The 19002-nt window shown below is 68.6% G+C and carries 18 protein-coding genes and 2 pseudogenes; 5 read left to right on the forward strand and 15 right to left on the reverse strand.

Features of this window, described 5'->3' with window-relative positions:
• Positions 1 to 91: 91 nt before the first annotated feature.
• Positions 92 to 994 (forward strand): hydroxymethylglutaryl-CoA lyase, encoded by a 903-nt coding sequence (locus tag E1P53_RS00160; RefSeq protein ID WP_006902416.1) that lies wholly within the window; start codon positions 92 to 94, stop codon positions 992 to 994.
• A 33-nt stretch (positions 995 to 1027) separates the two neighbouring features.
• On the opposite strand, the gene E1P53_RS00165 is transcribed toward E1P53_RS00160, so the two are convergent.
• The 4 genes from E1P53_RS00165 to E1P53_RS20610 form a co-directional block, all read right to left on the reverse strand.
• Complete coding sequence (locus tag E1P53_RS00165) at positions 1028 to 1477, reverse strand: universal stress protein (protein ID WP_006902496.1); 450 nt, start codon at positions 1475 to 1477, stop codon at positions 1028 to 1030.
• Between the two features lie 173 nt (positions 1478 to 1650).
• Positions 1651 to 3807: an excinuclease ABC subunit UvrB gene (gene uvrB / locus E1P53_RS00170; RefSeq protein ID WP_131733126.1), complete on the reverse strand. Its 2157-nt coding sequence runs from the start codon at positions 3805 to 3807 to the stop codon at positions 1651 to 1653.
• Between the two features lie 20 nt (positions 3808 to 3827).
• Positions 3828 to 4199, reverse strand: a complete 372-nt coding sequence (locus tag E1P53_RS20605; protein ID WP_244941076.1) for a hypothetical protein — start codon at positions 4197 to 4199, stop codon at positions 3828 to 3830.
• Positions 4200 to 4202: 3 nt separating this feature from the next.
• The gene (locus E1P53_RS20610) at positions 4203 to 4538 is read right to left on the reverse strand and encodes a hypothetical protein (RefSeq protein ID WP_244941077.1); all 336 of its coding nucleotides are present in this window, start codon (positions 4536 to 4538) and stop codon (positions 4203 to 4205) included.
• A 107-nt stretch (positions 4539 to 4645) separates the two neighbouring features.
• On the opposite strand from E1P53_RS20610, the gene E1P53_RS00180 reads away from it, so the two are divergent.
• On the forward strand, positions 4646 to 5221 hold the full coding sequence (locus tag E1P53_RS00180; protein ID WP_131733127.1) for a ribonuclease FAU-1 family protein: 576 nt from the start codon (positions 4646 to 4648) through the stop codon (positions 5219 to 5221).
• 3 nt (positions 5222 to 5224) lie between these two features.
• Here the strand turns inward: E1P53_RS00180 and E1P53_RS00185 are convergent, their stop codons facing one another.
• The 8 genes from E1P53_RS00185 to E1P53_RS00220 all read right to left on the reverse strand — a co-directional run bounded on the left by E1P53_RS00185 (position 5225) and on the right by E1P53_RS00220 (position 13939).
• Complete coding sequence (locus E1P53_RS00185) at positions 5225 to 5695, reverse strand: hypothetical protein (protein WP_131733128.1); 471 nt, start codon at positions 5693 to 5695, stop codon at positions 5225 to 5227.
• 166 nt (positions 5696 to 5861) lie between these two features.
• Positions 5862 to 6758, reverse strand: a complete 897-nt coding sequence (gene coaE, locus E1P53_RS00190; protein WP_006902491.1) for a dephospho-CoA kinase — start codon at positions 6756 to 6758, stop codon at positions 5862 to 5864.
• An 86-nt stretch (positions 6759 to 6844) separates the two neighbouring features.
• Positions 6845 to 8077 carry a zinc metallochaperone AztD gene (gene aztD, locus E1P53_RS00195; protein ID WP_131733129.1) on the reverse strand — a complete coding sequence of 411 codons (1233 nt, stop codon included), beginning with the start codon at positions 8075 to 8077 and terminating at the stop codon, positions 6845 to 6847.
• 76 nt (positions 8078 to 8153) lie between these two features.
• Positions 8154 to 8906 carry a TetR/AcrR family transcriptional regulator gene (locus E1P53_RS00200; RefSeq protein ID WP_131733130.1) on the reverse strand — a complete coding sequence of 251 codons (753 nt, stop codon included), beginning with the start codon at positions 8904 to 8906 and terminating at the stop codon, positions 8154 to 8156.
• 156 nt (positions 8907 to 9062) lie between these two features.
• On the reverse strand, positions 9063 to 10514 hold the full coding sequence (rpsA, locus tag E1P53_RS00205; RefSeq protein ID WP_006902488.1) for a 30S ribosomal protein S1: 1452 nt from the start codon (positions 10512 to 10514) through the stop codon (positions 9063 to 9065).
• Positions 10515 to 10698: 184 nt separating this feature from the next.
• Positions 10699 to 12450 (reverse strand): CotH kinase family protein, encoded by a 1752-nt coding sequence (locus E1P53_RS00210; RefSeq protein WP_131733131.1) that lies wholly within the window; start codon positions 12448 to 12450, stop codon positions 10699 to 10701.
• A gap of 6 nt (positions 12451 to 12456) precedes the next feature.
• Entirely contained in the window at positions 12457 to 13134 is a 678-nt protein-coding gene (locus E1P53_RS00215) for a DUF4956 domain-containing protein (protein WP_006899629.1), read from the reverse strand.
• A 19-nt stretch (positions 13135 to 13153) separates the two neighbouring features.
• Complete coding sequence (locus tag E1P53_RS00220) at positions 13154 to 13939, reverse strand: polyphosphate polymerase domain-containing protein (RefSeq protein WP_244941082.1); 786 nt, start codon at positions 13937 to 13939, stop codon at positions 13154 to 13156.
• Positions 13940 to 14361: 422 nt separating this feature from the next.
• Here E1P53_RS00220 and E1P53_RS00225 point away from each other — a divergent pair, with 422 nt between their 5' ends.
• The 3 genes and pseudogenes from E1P53_RS00225 to E1P53_RS00235 all read left to right on the forward strand — a co-directional run bounded on the left by E1P53_RS00225 (position 14362) and on the right by E1P53_RS00235 (position 17009).
• The gene (locus E1P53_RS00225) at positions 14362 to 14937 is read left to right on the forward strand and encodes a 2'-5' RNA ligase family protein (protein ID WP_131733132.1); all 576 of its coding nucleotides are present in this window, start codon (positions 14362 to 14364) and stop codon (positions 14935 to 14937) included.
• A 75-nt stretch (positions 14938 to 15012) separates the two neighbouring features.
• Positions 15013 to 16124, forward strand: a pseudogene (locus E1P53_RS00230) (class I SAM-dependent methyltransferase).
• 36 nt (positions 16125 to 16160) lie between these two features.
• Positions 16161 to 17009 (forward strand): class I SAM-dependent methyltransferase, encoded by an 849-nt coding sequence (locus E1P53_RS00235; RefSeq protein ID WP_006899624.1) that lies wholly within the window; start codon positions 16161 to 16163, stop codon positions 17007 to 17009.
• A 72-nt stretch (positions 17010 to 17081) separates the two neighbouring features.
• Here the strand turns inward: E1P53_RS00235 and E1P53_RS20910 are convergent, their stop codons facing one another.
• The 3 genes and pseudogenes from E1P53_RS20910 to E1P53_RS00245 all read right to left on the reverse strand — a co-directional run bounded on the left by E1P53_RS20910 (position 17082) and on the right by E1P53_RS00245 (position 19001).
• Positions 17082 to 17210 carry a hypothetical protein gene (locus tag E1P53_RS20910; protein WP_280526240.1) on the reverse strand — a complete coding sequence of 43 codons (129 nt, stop codon included), beginning with the start codon at positions 17208 to 17210 and terminating at the stop codon, positions 17082 to 17084.
• Positions 17211 to 17234: 24 nt separating this feature from the next.
• Positions 17235 to 17987 carry an amino acid ABC transporter ATP-binding protein gene (locus tag E1P53_RS00240; RefSeq protein ID WP_006899623.1) on the reverse strand — a complete coding sequence of 251 codons (753 nt, stop codon included), beginning with the start codon at positions 17985 to 17987 and terminating at the stop codon, positions 17235 to 17237.
• A gap of 35 nt (positions 17988 to 18022) precedes the next feature.
• Positions 18023 to 19001: pseudogene (locus tag E1P53_RS00245) on the reverse strand (amino acid ABC transporter permease).
• Position 19002: the final 1 nt, after the last annotated feature.

Below are 19002 nucleotides of genomic sequence, written 5' to 3' on the forward strand. Positions count from 1 at the left end.
CCGGCCCCACCGAATTAGGCCGTTCGACCGACAGCGGAAAAGATGGGCGACCCGGTCGCATCGGACATCCGCCGCGGGGCAAGATTGGGGGATGACGAGCGTGCAGTTGGTCGAGGTCGGTCCGCGCGACGGCCTCCAGAACGAGCAGAAGATCCTCACGGTCGACGACAAGGTGGAACTCATCGCCCGCGCCGTCGACGCCGGCGTCGGTCGCGTCGAGGCGGTCAGCTTCGTCAATCCCAAGCGCGTCCCGCAGATGGCGGGCGCCGAAGAGGTGATGGCACAGGTTCCCCGCACCGACGGGGTTTCCTACATCGGGCTGGTCCTCAACCGGCGAGGCCTCGAGCGCGCTCTCACCGCCGGGGTCGACGAGGTGAATGCGGTCGTCCCCGCGACCGAGGAGTTCAGCCGGCGTAACCAGGGCTGCAGCGTCGACGAGGGGATCGCCGCGGCGATCGATGTGGTGCGCGACGCCAAGAAGGCCGGGCTCGCCACCACCGTCACCGTGGCGGTCGCGTTCGGTTGCCCGTTCGCGGGCGAAGTGGCCCCGGACCTGATCGGCGACATCGTCGCCCGCCTCACCGACGGCGAGGCGCCCGACGAGATCGCGCTCGCCGACACCATCGGGGTCGGCGTCCCAGCCCAGGTCCGCGACCTTGCCGAACTGACCGCGGCGCGAGCCCCGGGCATCCCCCAGCGCTGGCACTTCCACAACACCCGTAACACCGGATATGCAAACGCGCTCACCGCATTCGACGCGGGGGCGAGTGCGCTCGACGCCTCGATCGGCGGCTTCGGGGGATGTCCGTTCGCCCCCGCCGCCACGGGCAACATCGCCTCCGAGGACCTCGTCTACGCACTCGACCGGTCCGGCGTCACCACCGGCGTCGACATGGGCGCCCTCGTCGAGGCGGCCGGTTGGCTGGGCGCGGCGCTGGAAAAGGAAGTCCCCGCCCTCCTCGGACGCGCGGGAGGTTTCCCGGACGCCCGCTGAGGCGGGGACTCACGACGATGCGTCGTGCGGCGGCTAGCCGGTGGTGTGCACGATCAGGACGTCGCAGGACGACTTGCGCGCGACATCGGCGGGCACCGAGCCGAGCAGCCGGCCGGCGATCGAGTTGAGGCCGCGGTTACCGACGACGAGCAGGTCGGCCTTGACGTCGTTGACGAGCTGGAGCAGCGCGTCCACCGGGGCGCCCTTGACGGGACGCTGGACGACGGTGGTCGCACCGGCGGCCACCGCGCGCTCCTTGGCGGTGCGCAGGATCTCCTCGGTCGGGTAGGACCCGGTGACCTGATATGCCTCGTCCTTGAGGATGTCGGCGGCCTCACCGGCACCACGCTCGTTCGGGAAGTACGCGCATGCGATCACCAGCTGTGCACCGTCAGCCCCTGCGAGTGCCCCCGCACGCTCCACCGCCTTCAGCGACGACTCCGAGCCGTCGGTACCGACGACGATGGTCTCGTATGCGCTCATCCCAACCTCCGACATGAATTCGCCCCGCTGCCCATCAGCGAGGCGTTCGTTGGTCCCCAAACTGCAGGGATCTTTCATCGGGACACTAGTTTGCCACGGCCCGCCTGTCCCCCGGATCGTGGCTTTCCGCACATGAACCGGCGTGTTCGGCGTCGGTCACGCCGGCCGCGCCGCTACTTGATCCCGGCCGCGTCCATGCCGCGGAGTTCCTTCTTCAGTTCGGCGATCTCGTCGCGCAGGCGGCCGGCGAGCTCGAACTGGAGGTCTCGGGCCGCACTCATCATCTGCTCGGTGAGTTGTGCGATGAGGTCGGCGAGCTCGGCGCGCGGCATCGTCGACACGTCGCGCTTCTCGATGACCCCGGCGCTGCCGGCCTTGGACACCTCGCCCTGCGCACGACGCCCGCGGCTCGCGTTGCGTCCCGATCCGCCGACGGCGACGGCCTCGTCCTCCGCCTCGCGGTACACCTGGTCGAGAATGTCGGCGATCTTCTTGCGCAGCGGCTGCGGATCGATGCCGTGTTCCTTGTTGTAGGCGATCTGCTTCTCGCGGCGTCGTTCCGTCTCGTCGATCGCGTTGCGCATCGAGTCGGTGATCTTGTCGGCGTACATGTGCACCTCGCCCGAGACGTTGCGGGCGGCACGGCCGATCGTCTGGATCAGCGAGGTCGTGCTGCGCAGGAAGCCCTCCTTGTCGGCGTCGAGGATGGCCACGAGCGAGACCTCCGGGAGGTCGAGACCCTCGCGGAGCAGGTTGATTCCGATGAGGACGTCGTACTCGCCCGACCGCAGCTGGCGCAGGAGCTCCACGCGCCGCAGGGTGTCGACCTCCGAGTGCAGGTAGCGCACGCGGATGCCGAGTTCGAGCAGATAGTCGGTGAGGTCCTCGGCCATCTTCTTGGTGAGGGTCGTGACGAGGACGCGTTCGTCCCGCTCGGTGCGCTGCCTGATCTCGTGGACCAGGTCGTCGATCTGCCCCTTGGTCGGCTTGACCACGACCTTCGGGTCGACGAGGCCGGTCGGGCGGATGACCTGCTCGACGAACTCGCCGTTGGACTGGCCGAGTTCGTACGGTCCCGGCGTCGCCGACAGGTAGACGGTCTGGCCGATGCGGTCGACGAACTCGTCCCAGGTCAGCGGACGGTTGTCCATCGCGGACGGCAGGCGGAAGCCGTACTCGACCAGGTTGCGCTTGCGCGACATGTCGCCCTCGTACATGCCGCCGATCTGCGGCACGGTCACGTGCGACTCGTCGATGACGAGCAGGAAGTCGTCCGGGAAGTAGTCGATCAGCGTCGCGGGCGCGCTGCCCGCCGACCGACCGTCGATGTGGCGCGAGTAGTTCTCGATACCCGAGCAGAAGCCGACCTGTCGCATCATCTCGAGGTCGTAGGTGGTCCGCATGCGAAGACGCTGTGCCTCGAGCAGTTTGCCCTTCGCCTCGAGTTCGGCCAGACGTTCCTCGAGCTCCGCCTCGATGGAGGCCATCGCCCGCTCCATGCGCTCGGGACCGGCGACATAGTGCGTGGCGGGGAAGATGCGCAGCGAATCGACCTGACGGACCACGTCCCCGGTGAGCGGGTGCAGGTAGTAGAGCGCCTCCACCTCGTCGCCGAAGAACTCGATGCGGACCGCGAGCTCCTCGTAGGAGGGGATGATCTCGACGGTGTCGCCGCGCACGCGGAAGCTGCCGCGGGTGAACGACAGGTCGTTGCGCGTGTACTGCACGTCGACGAGGAGCCGGAGCAGCGCATCGCGGTCGATCTCCTGCCCGACCTCGAGCTGCACCGAGCGGTCGAGGTAGGACTGCGGCGTACCGAGGCCGTAGATGCACGACACCGACGCGACCACGACGACGTCGCGGCGGGACAGCAGGCTCGAGGTGGCCGAATGGCGCAGCCGCTCGACGTCGTCGTTGATCGAGGAGTCCTTCTCGATGTAGGTGTCGGTCTGCGCGATGTACGCCTCGGGTTGGTAGTAGTCGTAGTACGAGACGAAGTACTCGACGGCGTTGTTGGGCAGCATCTCCCGGAGCTCGTTCGCGAGCTGCGCGGCGAGCGTCTTGTTCGGGGCCATCACCAGCGTCGGGCGCTGCACCTGCTCGATCAGCCAGGCGGTGGTCGCCGACTTGCCGGTGCCGGTGGCACCGAGGAGCACGATGTCCTTCTCCCCCGCCTTGATCCGCCGGGTCAGCTCGGCGATGGCGGCGGGCTGGTCGCCGGCCGGCTCGTATTCGCTGACCACCTCGAACCGGCCGCCGGTGCGCTCGACCTCGCCGATCGGACGGAACTCGGAATGAGCGAGCACGGGACGTTCTGCTGCAAAGGCCATGATGCCAGGGTAAACGCGCGTCACGACACCGATGTTCCCGCGCGCTCGGCCTCCCGCCGACCGTCCCTGCGCCCGACGAGCGCGGCGATCAGCGCCGTCAGCGAGCAGACCGGGATCGGCTGGCCGAGGATCGCGAAGACCAGGACGTCACCCACGAGCGCGACGGGTGCCGCCGCCACGATCCCCGGCCGCGGCACCGGCGCCTTCGTCCGCGACCGTCCGGGCACCCGCGGCCAGGGCTTGGCCACCGACACCCACCCCTGGAAGGCGATCAGCGACGCCATGATCACCGTGGAGATCAGCAGGCCCGTCGGGACGGTCACCTGGCCGTCGGCCGCGGCCCGGTCAGCGACCTCGTTCAGGCGGGGTGAGAGCACCGCGATGCCGACCACGAGCTACGCGACGGTGATGAGGAACTTCACCAGCACCCACCGGTGGAGGAAGAAGCCCCAGGGCGTCGTCGAGGAGAGCAGGAAACCCGACATCGCGGACACGTTGGCGGAGATGACCAGAACCGTCGTGTCGAGGACGTGCGCGGCGACCGCGCCCTCGGTTCCGCCCCGGGACAGCAGCACCAGCAGGGCGAGGGCCTGACTCATCCAGCTCACCGAGGAGAGGATGTGAATCCACAACAGCAGTTGTCGCCCCTGCCGCGCGGGTGTCGGGGTGCCGCGCCGGGAACGGGTGGCGACGCGCGCCCGCGTGGCGCCGGCAGCCGGGACAGAGCTCATCTGTCGACCATGCGTCCGGCGGGACCCGCGGCACATCCGGTGGAACCCGGGAGATCTCCACCGATTTCACCCTGAGAACCGCTGCCCAACTGACTAGATTCGGTGCCATGACGAGCAACAGCGGTCCCGCCGCCTCGCCGGTCGCCGCCCACCCGATGCATCCGCCCAAGCGCGAGGTGTTCGACGTGCCGGCGATGACGAACACGGACAACAAGGGTTTCGTGCGGCGGGTCGACGAGTACCGCGTCACCGACTTCGGGCTCTACATGTCGCGACCGGCACCGGGGCATCCCCGGTTCGACCACCTCGAGTCCTGGCTCCTCCCATCACTCGGGCTGCGCGCCAACATCTTTCACTACCAGGGCGGATACCGGGCGAACCAGCGGCTCTATCTGGACGTCGGCCGGTTCCACGGTCCCGACGAGCAGGGCCGATGGTTTGCCGAGGACTGGTACCTCGACCTCGTCGACGAGCCCGGGTCGCCCCTGCAGCTCATCGACGTCGACGAGGTCTTCGAGGCCCATCGCTGCGGCCACCTCGACATCGACCAGTGCGTGCAGGCGATCGAGATCGCGACCCGGGCCCTGGTGGGCGCCGCCACGCACGGTGGTGTGCAGGCGTGGCTCGACGCCGAGGTCGGCGGCGTCGTCATGTTCTCCGACCATCGGCCGGGGCCGTCCTGACGCTCAGTACGTCGGCAGCACGAAGCACGTGCCGTTCCGGATGAACTGCGGCAACTGGATTCCCGCGCCCACGGTGACCGTCCGGGTCTTGACCGCACCGTCGAGCGTGGCGGTCAGCACGTGGCGGCCCGGCGTGGCCGGCCGCCAGATGGGCTTGACCTCGACGGTCTGCGGCTTGCGGTCGTAGACGGTGACCGTCCGGCCGTTCACGGTGTCGGTGACCTTGAGATTGGACTTCGCCGAGCGCGGATCCCCCACCAGCACCGACAGCCTGTAGGCGCAACCCGCCCCGTACATCGCATAGTTGGTCGACCCGTTGGACGACGATCCGTAGCCGGGCAGCGAGTCGACCGCGATCGCCTGCAGCGTCGCGTTCGCGGGCGCAGCCGTGACCACGCCTGTCGCGATCGCCGCACCGAATGCGGCCGCCCCGAACAGGATCCGCGTCCGCTTGACGAGCCCCGAACCCCACATACCGTGCTCCTCACCTTTAGTAGCCGTCCACCGAGCACAGGGCAGGCGGCGCGTCGTACGACCGCCCGCCGGCCCCTGTGATCAGCAAACTAGCAGGACGGGAACCCGGCTGTGGCCAGATCTGGCAACATTCGTAGTCAGATCTGGCGGATGCCGGTGACGGTGGTCAGGCGGTCTCGACGACGACCGTCGCCGGACGACCGGGATCGCACGACCGGTAGACCCCCGGCTCCGCCGGCGCGAACCCGCCGACCGCGAGCAGATCGGTCAGCTGCTCCGCCGCCGCGCCATCACGCGCCACGATCCGCAACTGCACCTTCTCCGCGTCGACCACCTCGACGGCCGCGGCCCGTTCACCGGCGATCGCCCATAGCCGGTTGACGACGCGGGCCGACGGGCCATCCGGGTTCGGCTCGAGTGCGATGAGTTCGGGGTCGGGTTCCGCGGCGCGTCGGGCACGGACGTTCGCCTCGAACGGGACCAGGCGCCTGTCCCACACCTCCGCGGCCGCCGCGGCGAGTTCCTCGGGCGTCCCGGAGTTGTCGAGCCAGACGTCGGCGACGGCCCGCCGCTGCTCCTCGGTGGCCTGCGCGGCGATGCGGGCCCGAGCGTCCGCCTCGTCGACGCCGCGCATCGTGGTCAGGCGATGGAGCCGGACGTCCTCATCGGCATGGACGATCACCACGAGGTGGAAGAACGGCGCGGTGTGGTTCTCCACCAGCAGCGGGATGTCCTGGACGACGACCGCGTCCTCGGGCGCCGCCTCGAGGAGCTCCTGCGTGCGCGCACCGATCAGCGGGTGCGTGATGGCGTTGAGCTTCTTCCGGGACTCCTCGTCGACGAACGCCTTCGCCGCCAGGGCAGGACGATCGAGGCTGCCGTCGGCCGACAGGATGTCCGAACCGAACGCCTCCACCAGTTTCTCGAGCCCCTCGGTCCCGGGTTCCACGACCTCGCGCGCGATCTTGTCCGCGTCGATGATGTACGCGCCCCGCTCGACGAAGGTCTTCGCCACTGTCGATTTACCGGCCCCGATACCGCCGGTCAGCCCCAGCCTGATCACGCCCTCCAGTCTGACAAACCGCGTCGGCGCCGGGTCACACCGGCACACGGATCCGGCCGGGGCCACACACGGTCGAGTCGCCGGGATCAGCCCGTGACGGCCACCAGCTCGATGGTCTCGTGCGGCACGTCCGCCTCGGCGATCTTCTGTCGCGAGGTCAGGTCGACCGCGACGATCCGCTTCGCACCCGGATCGCTGACGTAGGCGATCCCGTCCTGCACGGCCACATTCGGCATCGGCGACTGCCACTCGTCGGGCTCGGTCCACTGCCCGATCACCGGGATCCGGGCGGTGCGCTCACCGGTTTCGACGTCGACGAGGTGCAGCGCCCCGTCGGAGCCGAGGACGACCGCGGAACCGCCGGGCCCACGCTCCAGGGACCGGAAGCTGTAGGAGGTGCCGAGGTCCACGAGGCGGAGCCGGCCGGTGCGCGTATCGGTCAGCGAGATCCGGGTGGGCCGCTCGATGTCGGCGTCCGGGTCGCTCTTGTAGTCGCCGAGCACGATCGGCGAGGAGTCGTCTCCCGCCTGGTTTCCGATGCGCCCATAGGGATCCGGGCTGTCGACCTTCCGGATGTCTGTGTCGTCGACGACGAGGATGCCGTTCTCACAGCCGAAGGTCAGGCGCCCGTCGGCGGCCGCGGCCTCGCCGTGCACGCCGGGGCATTCGTCGTTGCGTGCGATCTCCTTGCGGGAGGCGTCGAGGATCGCGATGCCGGTGCGCTTCTCCTCGTCACCACGGGTGACGACCACCGTCCCGTCGCCACGGAAGACCGCGACGCCGTGGTGCGGTTGCGGCAACGTGAAAGTCGTCGAGACGGCCTTGCCGCGCATGAGTTCCGCGGGTTCGACGATGTCGACCTGCCCGGTGCCGTCGCTGAACAGTGTGATCCGTGAGTCGTGGACCACGACGTGCCCGGGTTCGTCTGCGCCGAAACGCATCTCGGTGAGTGCGGGCTCGGCGGTCTGGTGATGCCCGTGGTCGCCGTGCCTGCGCGTCCAGGTGCCCATGTCGAGAACCCGGAACCCCCCGGCTTCCGAGACCAGGACGTGCCGACCGTCGCCCGCACTGGTGAGTCGGACAAACCCGTCGACGGGGAGATCGGCGACCTGATCGAGCGACTGCGCGTCGAGCACGAGGATGCCACCGTCGTGGCTGAGCGCGAGACGCGGTGTGGCGCTGCGCTGTTCGACGGGGCCGGACGAGGGCGATGCAACCTCGCCATGGTGGGAGTCCGTGCCGGAACAGCCCGCCAGGACCACGGCGGCCGCGGAGACGGCGAGGACGGATCGGATGAGTCTTGTCGGTGATGTGAACACCGGGACATCGAACCGCTTAATGACAATTATTGTCAACAATGCATCAGTCCGGAAGCAGGCGGCACCAGACCGTGTGTCACTCCCCGAGAAGCGGTCTCAACCCGTCGAGAAGTCGCGCCAGCCCGAACTCGAACACCTCGGCCGGCGCCCCCGGTGCCTGATACAGCTCTCCCGCAGCTGACCCCACCCGGTTGGCCAGCGGATACGCGCCGTCCGGGATCACCGCGTCCAATTCCGGGGCGACGGCCTCCCACCACTCGGCATCGCTCATCCCGCTCCGCGACGGCGCTGTCCGCGCCGAGACGGCCTCGCGCGCGTTGCCGACCACGAACGACGTGAGGACGCTGAGGATTCGGTCCCGGTCGAGATCCGGGAGGTCGGCGGACTCGAGGGCCTCCAGCTGCCGTTCGTACCGAGCGAGCCCGTTGGGGCCGAGCACATGACGCCACGGCGGGGCGTCGAGCAGCCAGGGGTGCGCGAGGAGTTCGTCGCGGAGCGCGCGGGCGATGGCCGCCAGCGATTCCGCCGGCGTCGTGGCCGGTTCCGGCATCGGATGATCGGTGGCGACCCGGTCGATCATCAGGGCGACGAGGACATCCCGGGACGGTACGTAGGTGTAGAGGCTCATCGGGCCGATTCCGAGCGCGGTCGCAAGCGCTCGCATGGACACGGCGTCGAGGCCGTTGCGATCCGCGAGATCCACGGCGGTGTCGACGATCTCGTCGACCGAGACCCGCTGCTTCGGTCCACGGCGCGGACGGGCGTCGGCCTCCGGACCCGAACGCCACAGCAGCCGCACGAGCGTGCGGGCGTCGTCGGCGGGTGGCATCGGGACCTCATCTCGTACGGCGTACCGAGTGACGATTGCGCCCACCGTATCAGCAACCGCCCCGCGGAACGGGGCCGGAGACATGCGAGAAGCCCTCCCGGTTTCCCGGGAGGGCTTCTCGTGTGCTCACCGCGCTGCCGTCAGGCAGCGAAGGGGTCAGGCGTTGCCCGACAGCTTCTCACGCAGAGCGGCGAGCTGCTCGTCGCTGGCGAGCGAACCGCCCGAGCTGGAGCTCGAGGAACGGCTCTCCGACGCCGACGAGTAGTCGCTCGGGGCGTTGGCCGCCTCGGCGGCAGCAGCCGCGAACTTCTCGATCTGCGCGGTGTGCATCTTGTGACGACGCTCGGCCTCGGCGTAGCGGGCCTCCCATGCCTCACGCTGCTTCTCGTAGCCCTCGAGCCATTCGTTGGTCTCGGGATCGAAGCCCTCGGGGAAGATGTAGTTGCCCTGCTCGTCGTAGCTGTCGGCCATGCCGTACTTCGAGGGGTCGAACTCCTCGGTGTAGTCCTCGTTGGCCTGCTTGAGGCTCAGCGAGATGCGACGACGCTCGAGATCGATGTCGATGACCTTGACCATCGCATCGTCGCCGACCGCGACGACCTGATCCGGGACCTCGACGTGGCGCTCGGCGAGCTCCGAGATGTGGACCAGACCCTCGATGCCCTCGTCGACGCGGACGAACGCACCGAACGGCACCAGCTTGGTGACCTTGCCCGGGACGATCTGGCCGATCGCGTGGGTGCGGGCGAACTGACGCCACGGGTCTTCCTGGGTGGCCTTGAGCGACAGCGACACGCGCTCGCGGTCCAGATCGACGTCGAGGACCTCGACGGTGACCTCGTCGCCCACGGCGACGACCTCGGACGGGTGGTCGATGTGCTTCCAGGAGAGCTCGGAGACGTGGACCAGACCGTCGACGCCGCCGAGATCGACGAACGCACCGAAGTTGACGATCGAGGACACGACGCCCTTGCGGACCTGGCCCTTCTGCAGCTGGTGCAGGAACTCGCTGCGGACCTCGGACTGGGTCTGCTCGAGCCATGCACGGCGCGACAGGACCACGTTGTTGCGGTTCTTGTCGAGCTCGATGATCTTGGCCTCGATCTCCTTGCCGATGTACGGCTGCAGATCGCGGACGCGACGCATCTCCACGAGCGATGCCGGGAGGAAGCCGCGCAGGCCGATGTCCAGGATCAGGCCGCCCTTGACGACCTCGATGACGGTGCCCTTGACGGCCTCGTCCTTCTCCTTGAGCTCCTCGATGGTGCCCCACGCCCGCTCGTACTGCGCACGCTTCTTGGAGAGGATCAGACGGCCTTCTTTGTCCTCCTTGGTGAGGACCAGGGCCTCGACCTCGTCACCGACGCTGACGACCTCATGGGGATCGACGTCGTGCTTGATCGACAGTTCGCGAGAGGGAATGACGCCTTCGGTCTTGTAACCGATGTCGAGCAGAACCTCGTCCCGATCGACCTTGACGATGGTGCCTTCCACGATGTCGCCATCGTTGAAGTACTTGATCGTGGAGTCGATGGCGGCGAGGAAGTCCTCTGCCGTGCCGATGTCATTGACGGCTACTTGCGGCGAGGAGATCGTGGGGGACGACATATGTTGAGTTGCTCCGGACAGGTGTGTAGTAGGTACAGTTCTTGACGTGTGTCTCGGTGCGAAACCCCTGGTCAAGAGCTTGCCGACCGGGGCTCGCGCCTATCGCGCGCAGTAGTGCGCACGCGCGTTCGTCAAGCCTACTCCAGACGCGTTGTGCTGCACAAATGCCGTCGCAGGGCACCGCTCATCCGCGCTGAGATGCGAGTGCGGCGGACCGGCGTGTGATCCACGCCCGGAGGCTGTCGACGGACTCCGAGGCCTCCTGCGCGGTCATCCGGTCGGTCACCGGCAGCTCCGCGGCGATCGCGTCGAGTACCTCGTCGGCCAGGCCGTCCGCGTAGATCCTGTCGTAGAGGTCCCAGTACGCCGAGTGATACAGCTCGGTGAACGCCCCGCCCGGTTTCGTCGCCTGGGCGAGGAAGCGGACCTTGAGGGGGTTCTTGACGTCCCGCATACCGGGTAAACGGCCGCCCGGTCCGCCGGCCGGCGGACCGTCGCCGCCGGGGAACCGCGCGGCCGGGTTCTGCTCCGCCGGCCCGGGTGCCTCCCCCGGCACCGGAACCCGTGCGTCCGCGGGTGCGCCGGCGCCCGGCCTGCCCGTCGCATCGGCCGGGACCTGCCCCGGAGCGACCGCCGGCCCCGTTCCCTCGGCGGCGCGAGCCCGCATCGGCCCGATCGACACCTCGTCGTCCGGACCGATGGTCGGGTCGCCGGCCATGGCGAGGTTGAGGTCCCAGGAGATCACCGTGAACTTCTCGGCCTCGAGGTCGTACCAGAGGTAGTAGTTCTGGCCGGGGCCGCTCATGTCGTCCCCGTTGCCCAGCAGGTTCTGGGTGGCGACGTACCGCGCGAAGGCCTCGACGTCGACCCACTCGTGCAGGTCTCGGGCGAACTCCTCGTCGCTCGCCCGGTCGAGCCATCGCGCGAGATCGATGACCGGTTGCAGGTTGCCGTTGTCGGCGGAGTTGATCTGCTTGAACTGCCCGGAGTAGTCGGACTGGTCCTCGCCGACGTACTTCAACCGGGAACCGGCGTCGGCCTTGTAGAGGTAGCCCTTCGAGTCGAACAGCCGCTCCGCGTAGCTCTCGTCGGGGTGCTCGAGCACGAGCTTCGTCGCCGTCGGGCTGCCGTTGATCGTGTAGGCGACGTAGGCGTACCGCTGCGACGGCTGACCGGTGCGGGCGGTGAGGGTCAGCGCGGTCGCCTCGTTGACGACGGGGCTGCCGGGACGGACCGACAGTTCGGTCATGCCCTGGTAGGCGCGGCCCTCGACGTTCTCGTCGAAGCTCAGCAGCAGCGGCAACGAGGTCGGGTCGTTCTTGTCGACCTGCGTCATCATCTTCCGCATCCGTTCCATGTCCGCAGGATCGGTCTGGAAAGGTGGCTGCGGTCCGACCTGCGCGTCGGGCCCCTGCGGCGCTCCACCGCCCGGCGCCCCCGGTGGTGCACCCGGCCCTCCCGGCCGGCCGCCGCGGTCCCCGCGCAGCCCCATGAGCGTCGAGTTGCCCTTGAGCCGCACCGCCACGTCGTCGAGTCGGGTGCCGTCGATGACGACCCGGGCCGACACCCATTCCTTGCTGCCGTCCTTCTCGAAGGACGACAACATCGACCGGTACTCGGCGTCGCTCATCTCGATCGTGAGCTCGTGCGGGACCGACGGATCGAAGAGGTCGACCGTGCCCGCGACGTCGTCGGTGATCTCCGACGTGACGACCGCCGGGTCGCCGGTGATGAGCGGGCTCATCTTCCAGCCGCCGAACACGGTCGCCATCACGATCACGAAGGCCGCCAGCGCCACCGGGAGTTTCCAGTGCTGTCTAAGCGAACGCGGGATGCGGTGACGGAGACGCCGGCGCGGGGGCGCCGGCCGGGGATCGGCCACGGTGTCGCTGCCGGTGTCGGCGGATGCGACGTCGTTCGGATCGCTGTCGCCCATCGTCGTCTAGATGTCGGTCTGGTCGTAGCCGGTGAGAACGGTGACACGCTGGCCGGTGTTGACCGCGCTCAGCGCCGAGATGAGTTCCGCCGGTTTGACGCCCTTCTTCAACTGCGCCGTGTAGTACAGCTCGTTCAGCGCCCCGGCCCGCACCGCCTCGGTCGAGACGAGCTCGAACTCCTTGCACTTGTCGATGAGCACGTCCTCGACGCGTGCGGTGAACTCCTGCTCCGGCGGGACCTGCACCTTCACGACCTGGCGCTGGACGTCGAGCTTGAACCAGTTGAACTTGCTCATCAGCACGATGACGAGGCAGATCGCGATGGTGGCCGCGACCGCGAGCACGTAGAACCGCGTGCCGGTCGTCATGCCGACGGCCATCACCAGGAAGATGAACCCGACGTCGCGGGTCTCCTTGATGGCGTTGCGGAATCGCACGACCGACAGTGCGCCGACCAGGGCGAAGGCTCGCGCGATGTTGGAGCCGACCACGAGCATGACCAGCGAGATGACCATGCCGACGATCACGAGCGTCTGCACGTAGGACTGGCTGTAGGAGACGTTCCGGTGCGTGAACTTGTAGACCCAGCCGATGATCGACGACAACACGAACGACAGCGACAGCGCCACGACGATGTCGAGTGTCGTGAACGTGCCGCTCAGGTCTTGGAAATCGAAATTCATTGTCTTCTTTCAGAATTAACTACACGGTGTGAGTCGGGTACGTGTCGAACACGTCATCGGGGACCCGATCGTCGACGTCGGGAGGCACTATCAGTTCCGGGGCGCCCAGGATCGATCGGGGGGCGAGGCCGAACGCCTCGATCGACTGGCAGTACTTGGAGATCCGGACGACCGACATGTTCATCCGGGCGGTCAGGTCGGTGGCCCAATAGGGCACGCGCTCATTGGCCTTGAGTTCGACGATGGCCAGCCGGGGCGGGATCGTGAAGCGGTTCTGCGCCCCGGACCCGAAGTGGAAATCGCGGTCCCGACCGTGGACCTTGTGGTCGATGGTGACACGGAGCCCGAGATCTGCGTCGCGCCCCACGAACGCCTCCCGCAGGTACCCGGTGGTCACGGTGGGACGCAGGTCGAGGTTGCCGACGAGGGTGGTCACCTCGTCGACGAAGGGACGCTGCGAGTCATCACAGTCGATCTCCTTGCGCTCGTCGAGCCAACTCCGGGCCCTGCCGTAGGGCATGGCGGTGCGCCGCTTCTGGGTGACGCGGTTGACCCGTTGCTTGATCTCGATCTGCACCGGGGTGTCCTCGGTGCATTCGGCAGGGTCCCCGTAGAGGCGCATCCGCAGCTTGCGGCGGAACTTCAGGCCCTCGATCTTCTCCCAGTAGAAGCGCAGGTCCGGGGTGTCGTAGTACAGCGAGGTCACCGGGTAACCACCGTGCGGTGAGTGCGGATCGGTATCCATCCGGGCCGCGAGCTCGCGACGCAGCTCCGGCACCTTCATCTCGTCGACGAAGTACTTGATCTCGTAGCGGTTGAACGCGTGGAGCCTGCTGGCCGTCTCCTGAAAACCCTGGGGCCGCGGGGTCGAGAGAAGCGCCTCCGTCTGTTCGTCGACCCGCTCACCCGCCTGTTCGCCGGACCGATTCCGCCGCAACCACCTGGCGACGCCCACCGCGCTCCCTTCTCTCCCAACGCTCTCCACCGTCGACGACCCGGTACGGGCATGTGCCGCCCGTCCGTGACCGACCGGACGCGCCCATCTCATCGCGACAACGGACTCGACCACTCCAGCAGGTGAAGCTTCGGCCACCCTGCGGTGAACCTGGGAGGTTGCTGTACGTCCCGGGGGGCGCGGCGCGTCGGCGCACCGGAGTGTAGGCCCGGGGCGCGCGGATCGGACAATCCGGCCACGCTCGACGCCGGTCCTGGTTCACACTCGAGGCCGTGGCACATTCGATCGAGCTGCTACCCGACGACGACTCCGACGCCTGGTTGCGGCGACGCTGGACCGCGCTCGCCGAGGTGGGGCTACCGAGCGCGCAGCGGGTCCGCTCGGATACCAACCGCCCCCACGTCACCCTGCTCGCCGCACGCCACATCTCCGCGGCGGCCGACGCCGCGCTCGCGCCCGTCGCGCAGCGGTTGCCGTTGCCGGCGTTCGTCGGCGCGCCGATCGTGTTCGGCCACGGGTCACGCCATGTGCTGGCGTTGCTCGTGGTCCCGAACCCCGAGTTGCTGTCGCTGCACGCTGTGGTCGCCCGGACGATCCGCGCGCACACCGTGCACCCCGACGACGCCGCCGCTGGATCGGAGGAACCGAGCACCTTCGACCACGTCGCCCCCGGCGCATGGACCCCGCACATCACCCTGGCGCGGCGTCTCACCCACCACCAGGTGGGCGAGGCGCTGGCGAACCTCGAATCGCTCGGCCCACCCAGCCGGCGGTGCACCTTCACCGCCGTCCGCCGCTGGGACCCCGACGCAAAGGCCGAGCACGTCGTCGCCGGCCGGTCCTGCTGAGCGGCCCGACTCTCGACCACCGAGTCACAACCATTCTGTGACCTGCATGAAAGCAGCTGGTGCCATCGTCACAGCATGGCGATCACAGCGAACGATCCCGAGCACCCTGATCGCGCCACCTCCGCACCGAGCGCCGAGGATTTCGCCGGACGCCTCCTGGCCTCCGCCCTCGCCACCGCCGAGACCATGAGCGTCTACCTCGGGGAGCGCCTGGGGTGGTACCGGTGCCTCGCCGACCACGGCCCGCTCACCGCTGCCGACCTCGCCTCTCAGACCGGCACCGACGAGCGGTATGCCCGCGAGTGGCTCGAGATGCAGGCCGCGTCCTCGATCCTCGATGTGGACCTGTCCACGACGCCGCCGAGATTCGACATCGCCCCCGGCATCGCCGAGGTCCTCACCGACACCGGCAGTCTCGACTACCTCGGTGCGCTCCCACGGATGTTCGCCGCGTCGTTCGCCAGGCTGCCGGAACTCCTCGAGGCCTACCGACACGGCGGGGGCGTCAGCTGGGAGCAGTTCGGCGCGGACGCGCGCGAGTCGCAGGCCGCGCTCAACAGGCCGTGGTTCGAGACCCGGCCGGCGCCCGCGCTCGCCGAGGTCGGCCACCTCCACGAGATCCTGTCCTGCCCGGGCGCACGGATTCTCGACGTCGGGTTCGGGGCCGGATACTCGACCCTCGCACTCGCCCGCGCCTACCCGGACGCCACCCTCGTCGGACTGGACATCGACGCCGACTCCGTCGACATGGCAAGGGCCAACGCCGAATCCGCGAGTCTGAGCGATCGGGTGACGTTCGAGGTCGCAGGCGGCGAGGACGCCAAGCCCCACGGGCCGTACGACGCGGCGTTCGCCTTCGAGTGCATCCACGACATGCCCGGCCCGTCGACGTGCTGGCGTCGGTGCGCGAGGCACTGGCACCGGGCGCGCCGATGATCGTGATGGACGAGGCTGTCAGCGCCGAGTTCGCCGGTCCCGCAGACGAACTCGATCGTCTGATGTACGCGTTCTCGCTCTTCGTGTGCCTGCCGGACTCGATGAGTTCGCCACCGTCGGTCGCCACCGGCAGGGTCATCCGTCCGTCGACACTCGCGAAATACGCCCTCGACGCCGGGTACACCGCCGTGGAGGTCCTACCGATCCGGGACTTCGCGTTCTTCCGGTTCTACGAGCTGAAGACGGCGTGATCCGCACGAGGTGAGACACCGCATATCATCACTCCCATGCCCGCCACCCCGGACGAACACTCCGCCGACGCCCAGGTCCGGCCGCCGCGCCTGCTCGGCGACGTGGACTCCGCGACCAGCGACCGGGCCAGCCGATGGTGGTGGGATCACGACGCGCAGGCCTATCACGAGGAGCACGGCGAGTTCCTGGGCACCTACACCGGCGGCGGCGATTTCGTCTGGTGCCCGGAAGGTGTGCGGGAGGCCGAGTGGGGCCTCCTCGGCGAGATCGAGGGCCGGACGATCCTGGAGATCGGCTGCGGTTCGGCGCCGTGCGCCCGCTGGCTCACCGCGCACGGCGCGCACGCGGTCGGTGTCGACATCTCCCGCCGCATGCTCGGCATCGGCCTCGACGCCATGGCCGCCGACGAGGTGCGCACCCCGCTGGTCCAGGCGACCGCAGAGGCTCTGCCGTTCGCCGACGAGTCCTTCGACATCGCGTGCTCGGCGTTCGGGGCGATCCCCTTCGTCGCCGATTCGGCCGGCGTGATGGCCGAGGTCGCGCGCGTGCTCGAGCCCGGAGGCCGGTGGGTCTTCGCGGTCAACCATCCGATGCGGTGGATGTTCCTCGACGACCCCGGCCCGGACGGTCTCACGGTGAGGATTCCCTACTTCAACCGCACGCCGTACACCGAGACCGACGACAACGGCACCATCACCTACGTCGAACACCACCGGACCATCGGCGACCGGGTACGCGAACTCCGGGCCGCCGGTTTCATCCTCGACGACATCATCGAACCCGAGTGGCCCGACGACCACGATCGCGAATGGGGACAGTGGAGTCCGTTCCGCGGCAAGTACTTCCCCGGTACCGCGATCTTCTGCAGCCACAAGCCGGAGTGACACCGGCGGGCCGCCCGCTCGCGAGCGGACCCGAATCGCGCAGGCGGCCCTCGGGGTCGGTGACCGCGGCGGTCACCCCGCGCACATCGAAGCGGGCGCCACGGCGGGGATCTGGCGATCCTCGCGCATGACCCCGACGCCGCGCATCTGCTCGGTGCGCTGCGTGGCGATGTCGAGCAGGGTCCTGGGTGCGGCGCACACCTTCCCGCGCCGGAGAAGCCTGCCTCAGAGCAACTTCGACAGGAACGAGCGCGTCCGCTCCTCCCGCGGATCGGCGAGCAGCTCGCGCGGGTCGCCCTTCTCGACGACCACGCCGCCGTCCATGAAGACCAGCTGGTCGGCCACCTCGCGTGCGAAGCCCATCTCGTGGGTGACGACCATCATCGTCATGCCCGACGCGGCGAGCTCACGCATCACCTTCAGCACGTCGCCGACGAGCTCCGGGTCGAGCGCGGAGGTCGGCTCGTCGAAGAGCATCAGCTTGGGGTCCATCGCGAGGGCGCGGGCGATCGCCACGCGCTGCTGCTGGCCACCCGACAGCTGGGCCGGGTAGGCGTCGGCCCGATTGGCCAGACCCACGCGGTCGAGCAGGTATTCGGCCCGTTCGACGGCCTCGGCGCGCGACTTCTTCTTGACCAGGATCGGCGCCTCGATGACGTTCTCGAGAACGGTCCGGTGCGGGAAGAGGTTGAAGTGCTGGAACACCATGCCGATGTCGCGGCGCTGTGCGGCAGCGTCTTTCGGGCTCAGTTCGTACAGTTTGCCGTTGCGTTCGCGGTATCCGATCAGGTCGCCGTCGACGTACAGGCGCCCGGCGTTGACGACCTCGAGGTGGTTGATGCACCGCAAGAACGTCGACTTGCCCGATCCGGACGGACCGATCAGACACGTCACCGTGCCCCGCGGCACCTCCAGGGAGATCCCCTTGAGGACCTGGACCGACCCGAAGCTCTTGCACACCCGGTCGGCGAGGACCATGGGCGTTTCCGCAGCGGGCGTCGCAGCGCTGGATGTCATGCGTTCTCTCCCCCGGTCGTACGGCCGGCGCCCGGACCACCTGCTGCGCCGCCGGCGTCGGTCGCGTCCTCGGCGGCCATCGCCTTGAGCTGCCGGGCGGTCAGCGCACGCGTGGCGCCTTTCGCGTAGTAGCGCTCCAGATAGAACTGGCCGACCATCAGGATGCTGGTGACGATCAGGTACCAGGTCGAGGCGACCATCAGCAGCGGGATCGGCTCGAAGTTGACGCCCGAGATGTCCCGCACACGGCCGTAGAGGTCGAGCGTCAGCGGCACGGCCGCCACCAGGCTGGTGGTCTTGAGCATGGAGATCAGCTCGTTGCCGGTGGGCGGGATGATGACGCGCATCGCCTGCGGCAGGACGGTGCGGCGCATCGTCTGCGACCACGACATGCCCAGCGCGACCGAGGCCTCCACTTGTCCCTCGCCCACCGACGACACGCCCGCGCGCACGATCTCGGCCATGTACGCGGCCTCGTTCAGGCCCAGGCCGATCACCGCGAACAGGAATGCGGCATTGAGGGTCTGGATGTCGATGTGGGCGGGCGAACTGGTGGACGAACGGGATGCCCAGGTCGATCTTCTTGTAGATCGCGGGGAACAGGCCCCAGAACACCAGCTGCACGTACACCGGGGTGCCGCGGAAGACCCACAGGTACACCCACGCGGTTCCGCGCAGCACCGGGTTCGGCGAGAGCCGCATGACGGCGAGGACCACACCGAGGACGATCGCGATGACCATCGACAGCACGGTCAGGGCGAGGGTGTACCCCACACCGGACATCACGCGCTGATCGAACAGGTACCGCCCGTAGGTGCCCCAGGCGTACGCCTCGTTCGTGGCGGCGCCGTAGACGAACAGGGCCGCGAGGACGATGATGATCGCCGCGGCGACCCACTGCCCCGGGTGACGCAGCGGCACCGCCTTGATCGGTTCGGGCTCGCCGGCGACGGTGTCGGGGTTCGGTGAGGTCATC

The organism is Gordonia paraffinivorans (genome assembly GCF_900683595.1).
Taxonomy (GTDB): domain Bacteria; phylum Actinomycetota; class Actinomycetes; order Mycobacteriales; family Mycobacteriaceae; genus Gordonia; species Gordonia paraffinivorans.

Coding starts and splice junctions, on each gene's coding strand:
- E1P53_RS20610 (WP_244941077.1), bottom strand. CDS start 4,538: ATGAGCTCTGTCCCGGCTGCCGGCGCCACGCGGGCGCGCGTCGCCACC.
- E1P53_RS00235 (WP_006899624.1), top strand. CDS start 16,161: ATGCCCGCCACCCCGGACGAACACTCCGCCGACGCCCAGGTCCGGCCG.
- E1P53_RS00215 (WP_006899629.1), bottom strand. CDS start 13,134: ATGAATTTCGATTTCCAAGACCTGAGCGGCACGTTCACGACACTCGAC.
- uvrB (WP_131733126.1), bottom strand. CDS start 3,807: ATGGCCTTTGCAGCAGAACGTCCCGTGCTCGCTCATTCCGAGTTCCGT.
- E1P53_RS00210 (WP_131733131.1), bottom strand. CDS start 12,450: ATGGGCGACAGCGATCCGAACGACGTCGCATCCGCCGACACCGGCAGC.
- E1P53_RS00165 (WP_006902496.1), bottom strand. CDS start 1,477: ATGAGCGCATACGAGACCATCGTCGTCGGTACCGACGGCTCGGAGTCG.
- E1P53_RS00185 (WP_131733128.1), bottom strand. CDS start 5,695: ATGTGGGGTTCGGGGCTCGTCAAGCGGACGCGGATCCTGTTCGGGGCG.
- E1P53_RS00200 (WP_131733130.1), bottom strand. CDS start 8,906: ATGCCACCCGCCGACGACGCCCGCACGCTCGTGCGGCTGCTGTGGCGT.
- rpsA (WP_006902488.1), bottom strand. CDS start 10,514: ATGTCGTCCCCCACGATCTCCTCGCCGCAAGTAGCCGTCAATGACATC.
- E1P53_RS00180 (WP_131733127.1), top strand. CDS start 4,646: ATGACGAGCAACAGCGGTCCCGCCGCCTCGCCGGTCGCCGCCCACCCG.
- E1P53_RS00160 (WP_006902416.1), top strand. CDS start 92: ATGACGAGCGTGCAGTTGGTCGAGGTCGGTCCGCGCGACGGCCTCCAG.
- E1P53_RS00240 (WP_006899623.1), bottom strand. CDS start 17,987: ATGGTCCTCGCCGACCGGGTGTGCAAGAGCTTCGGGTCGGTCCAGGTC.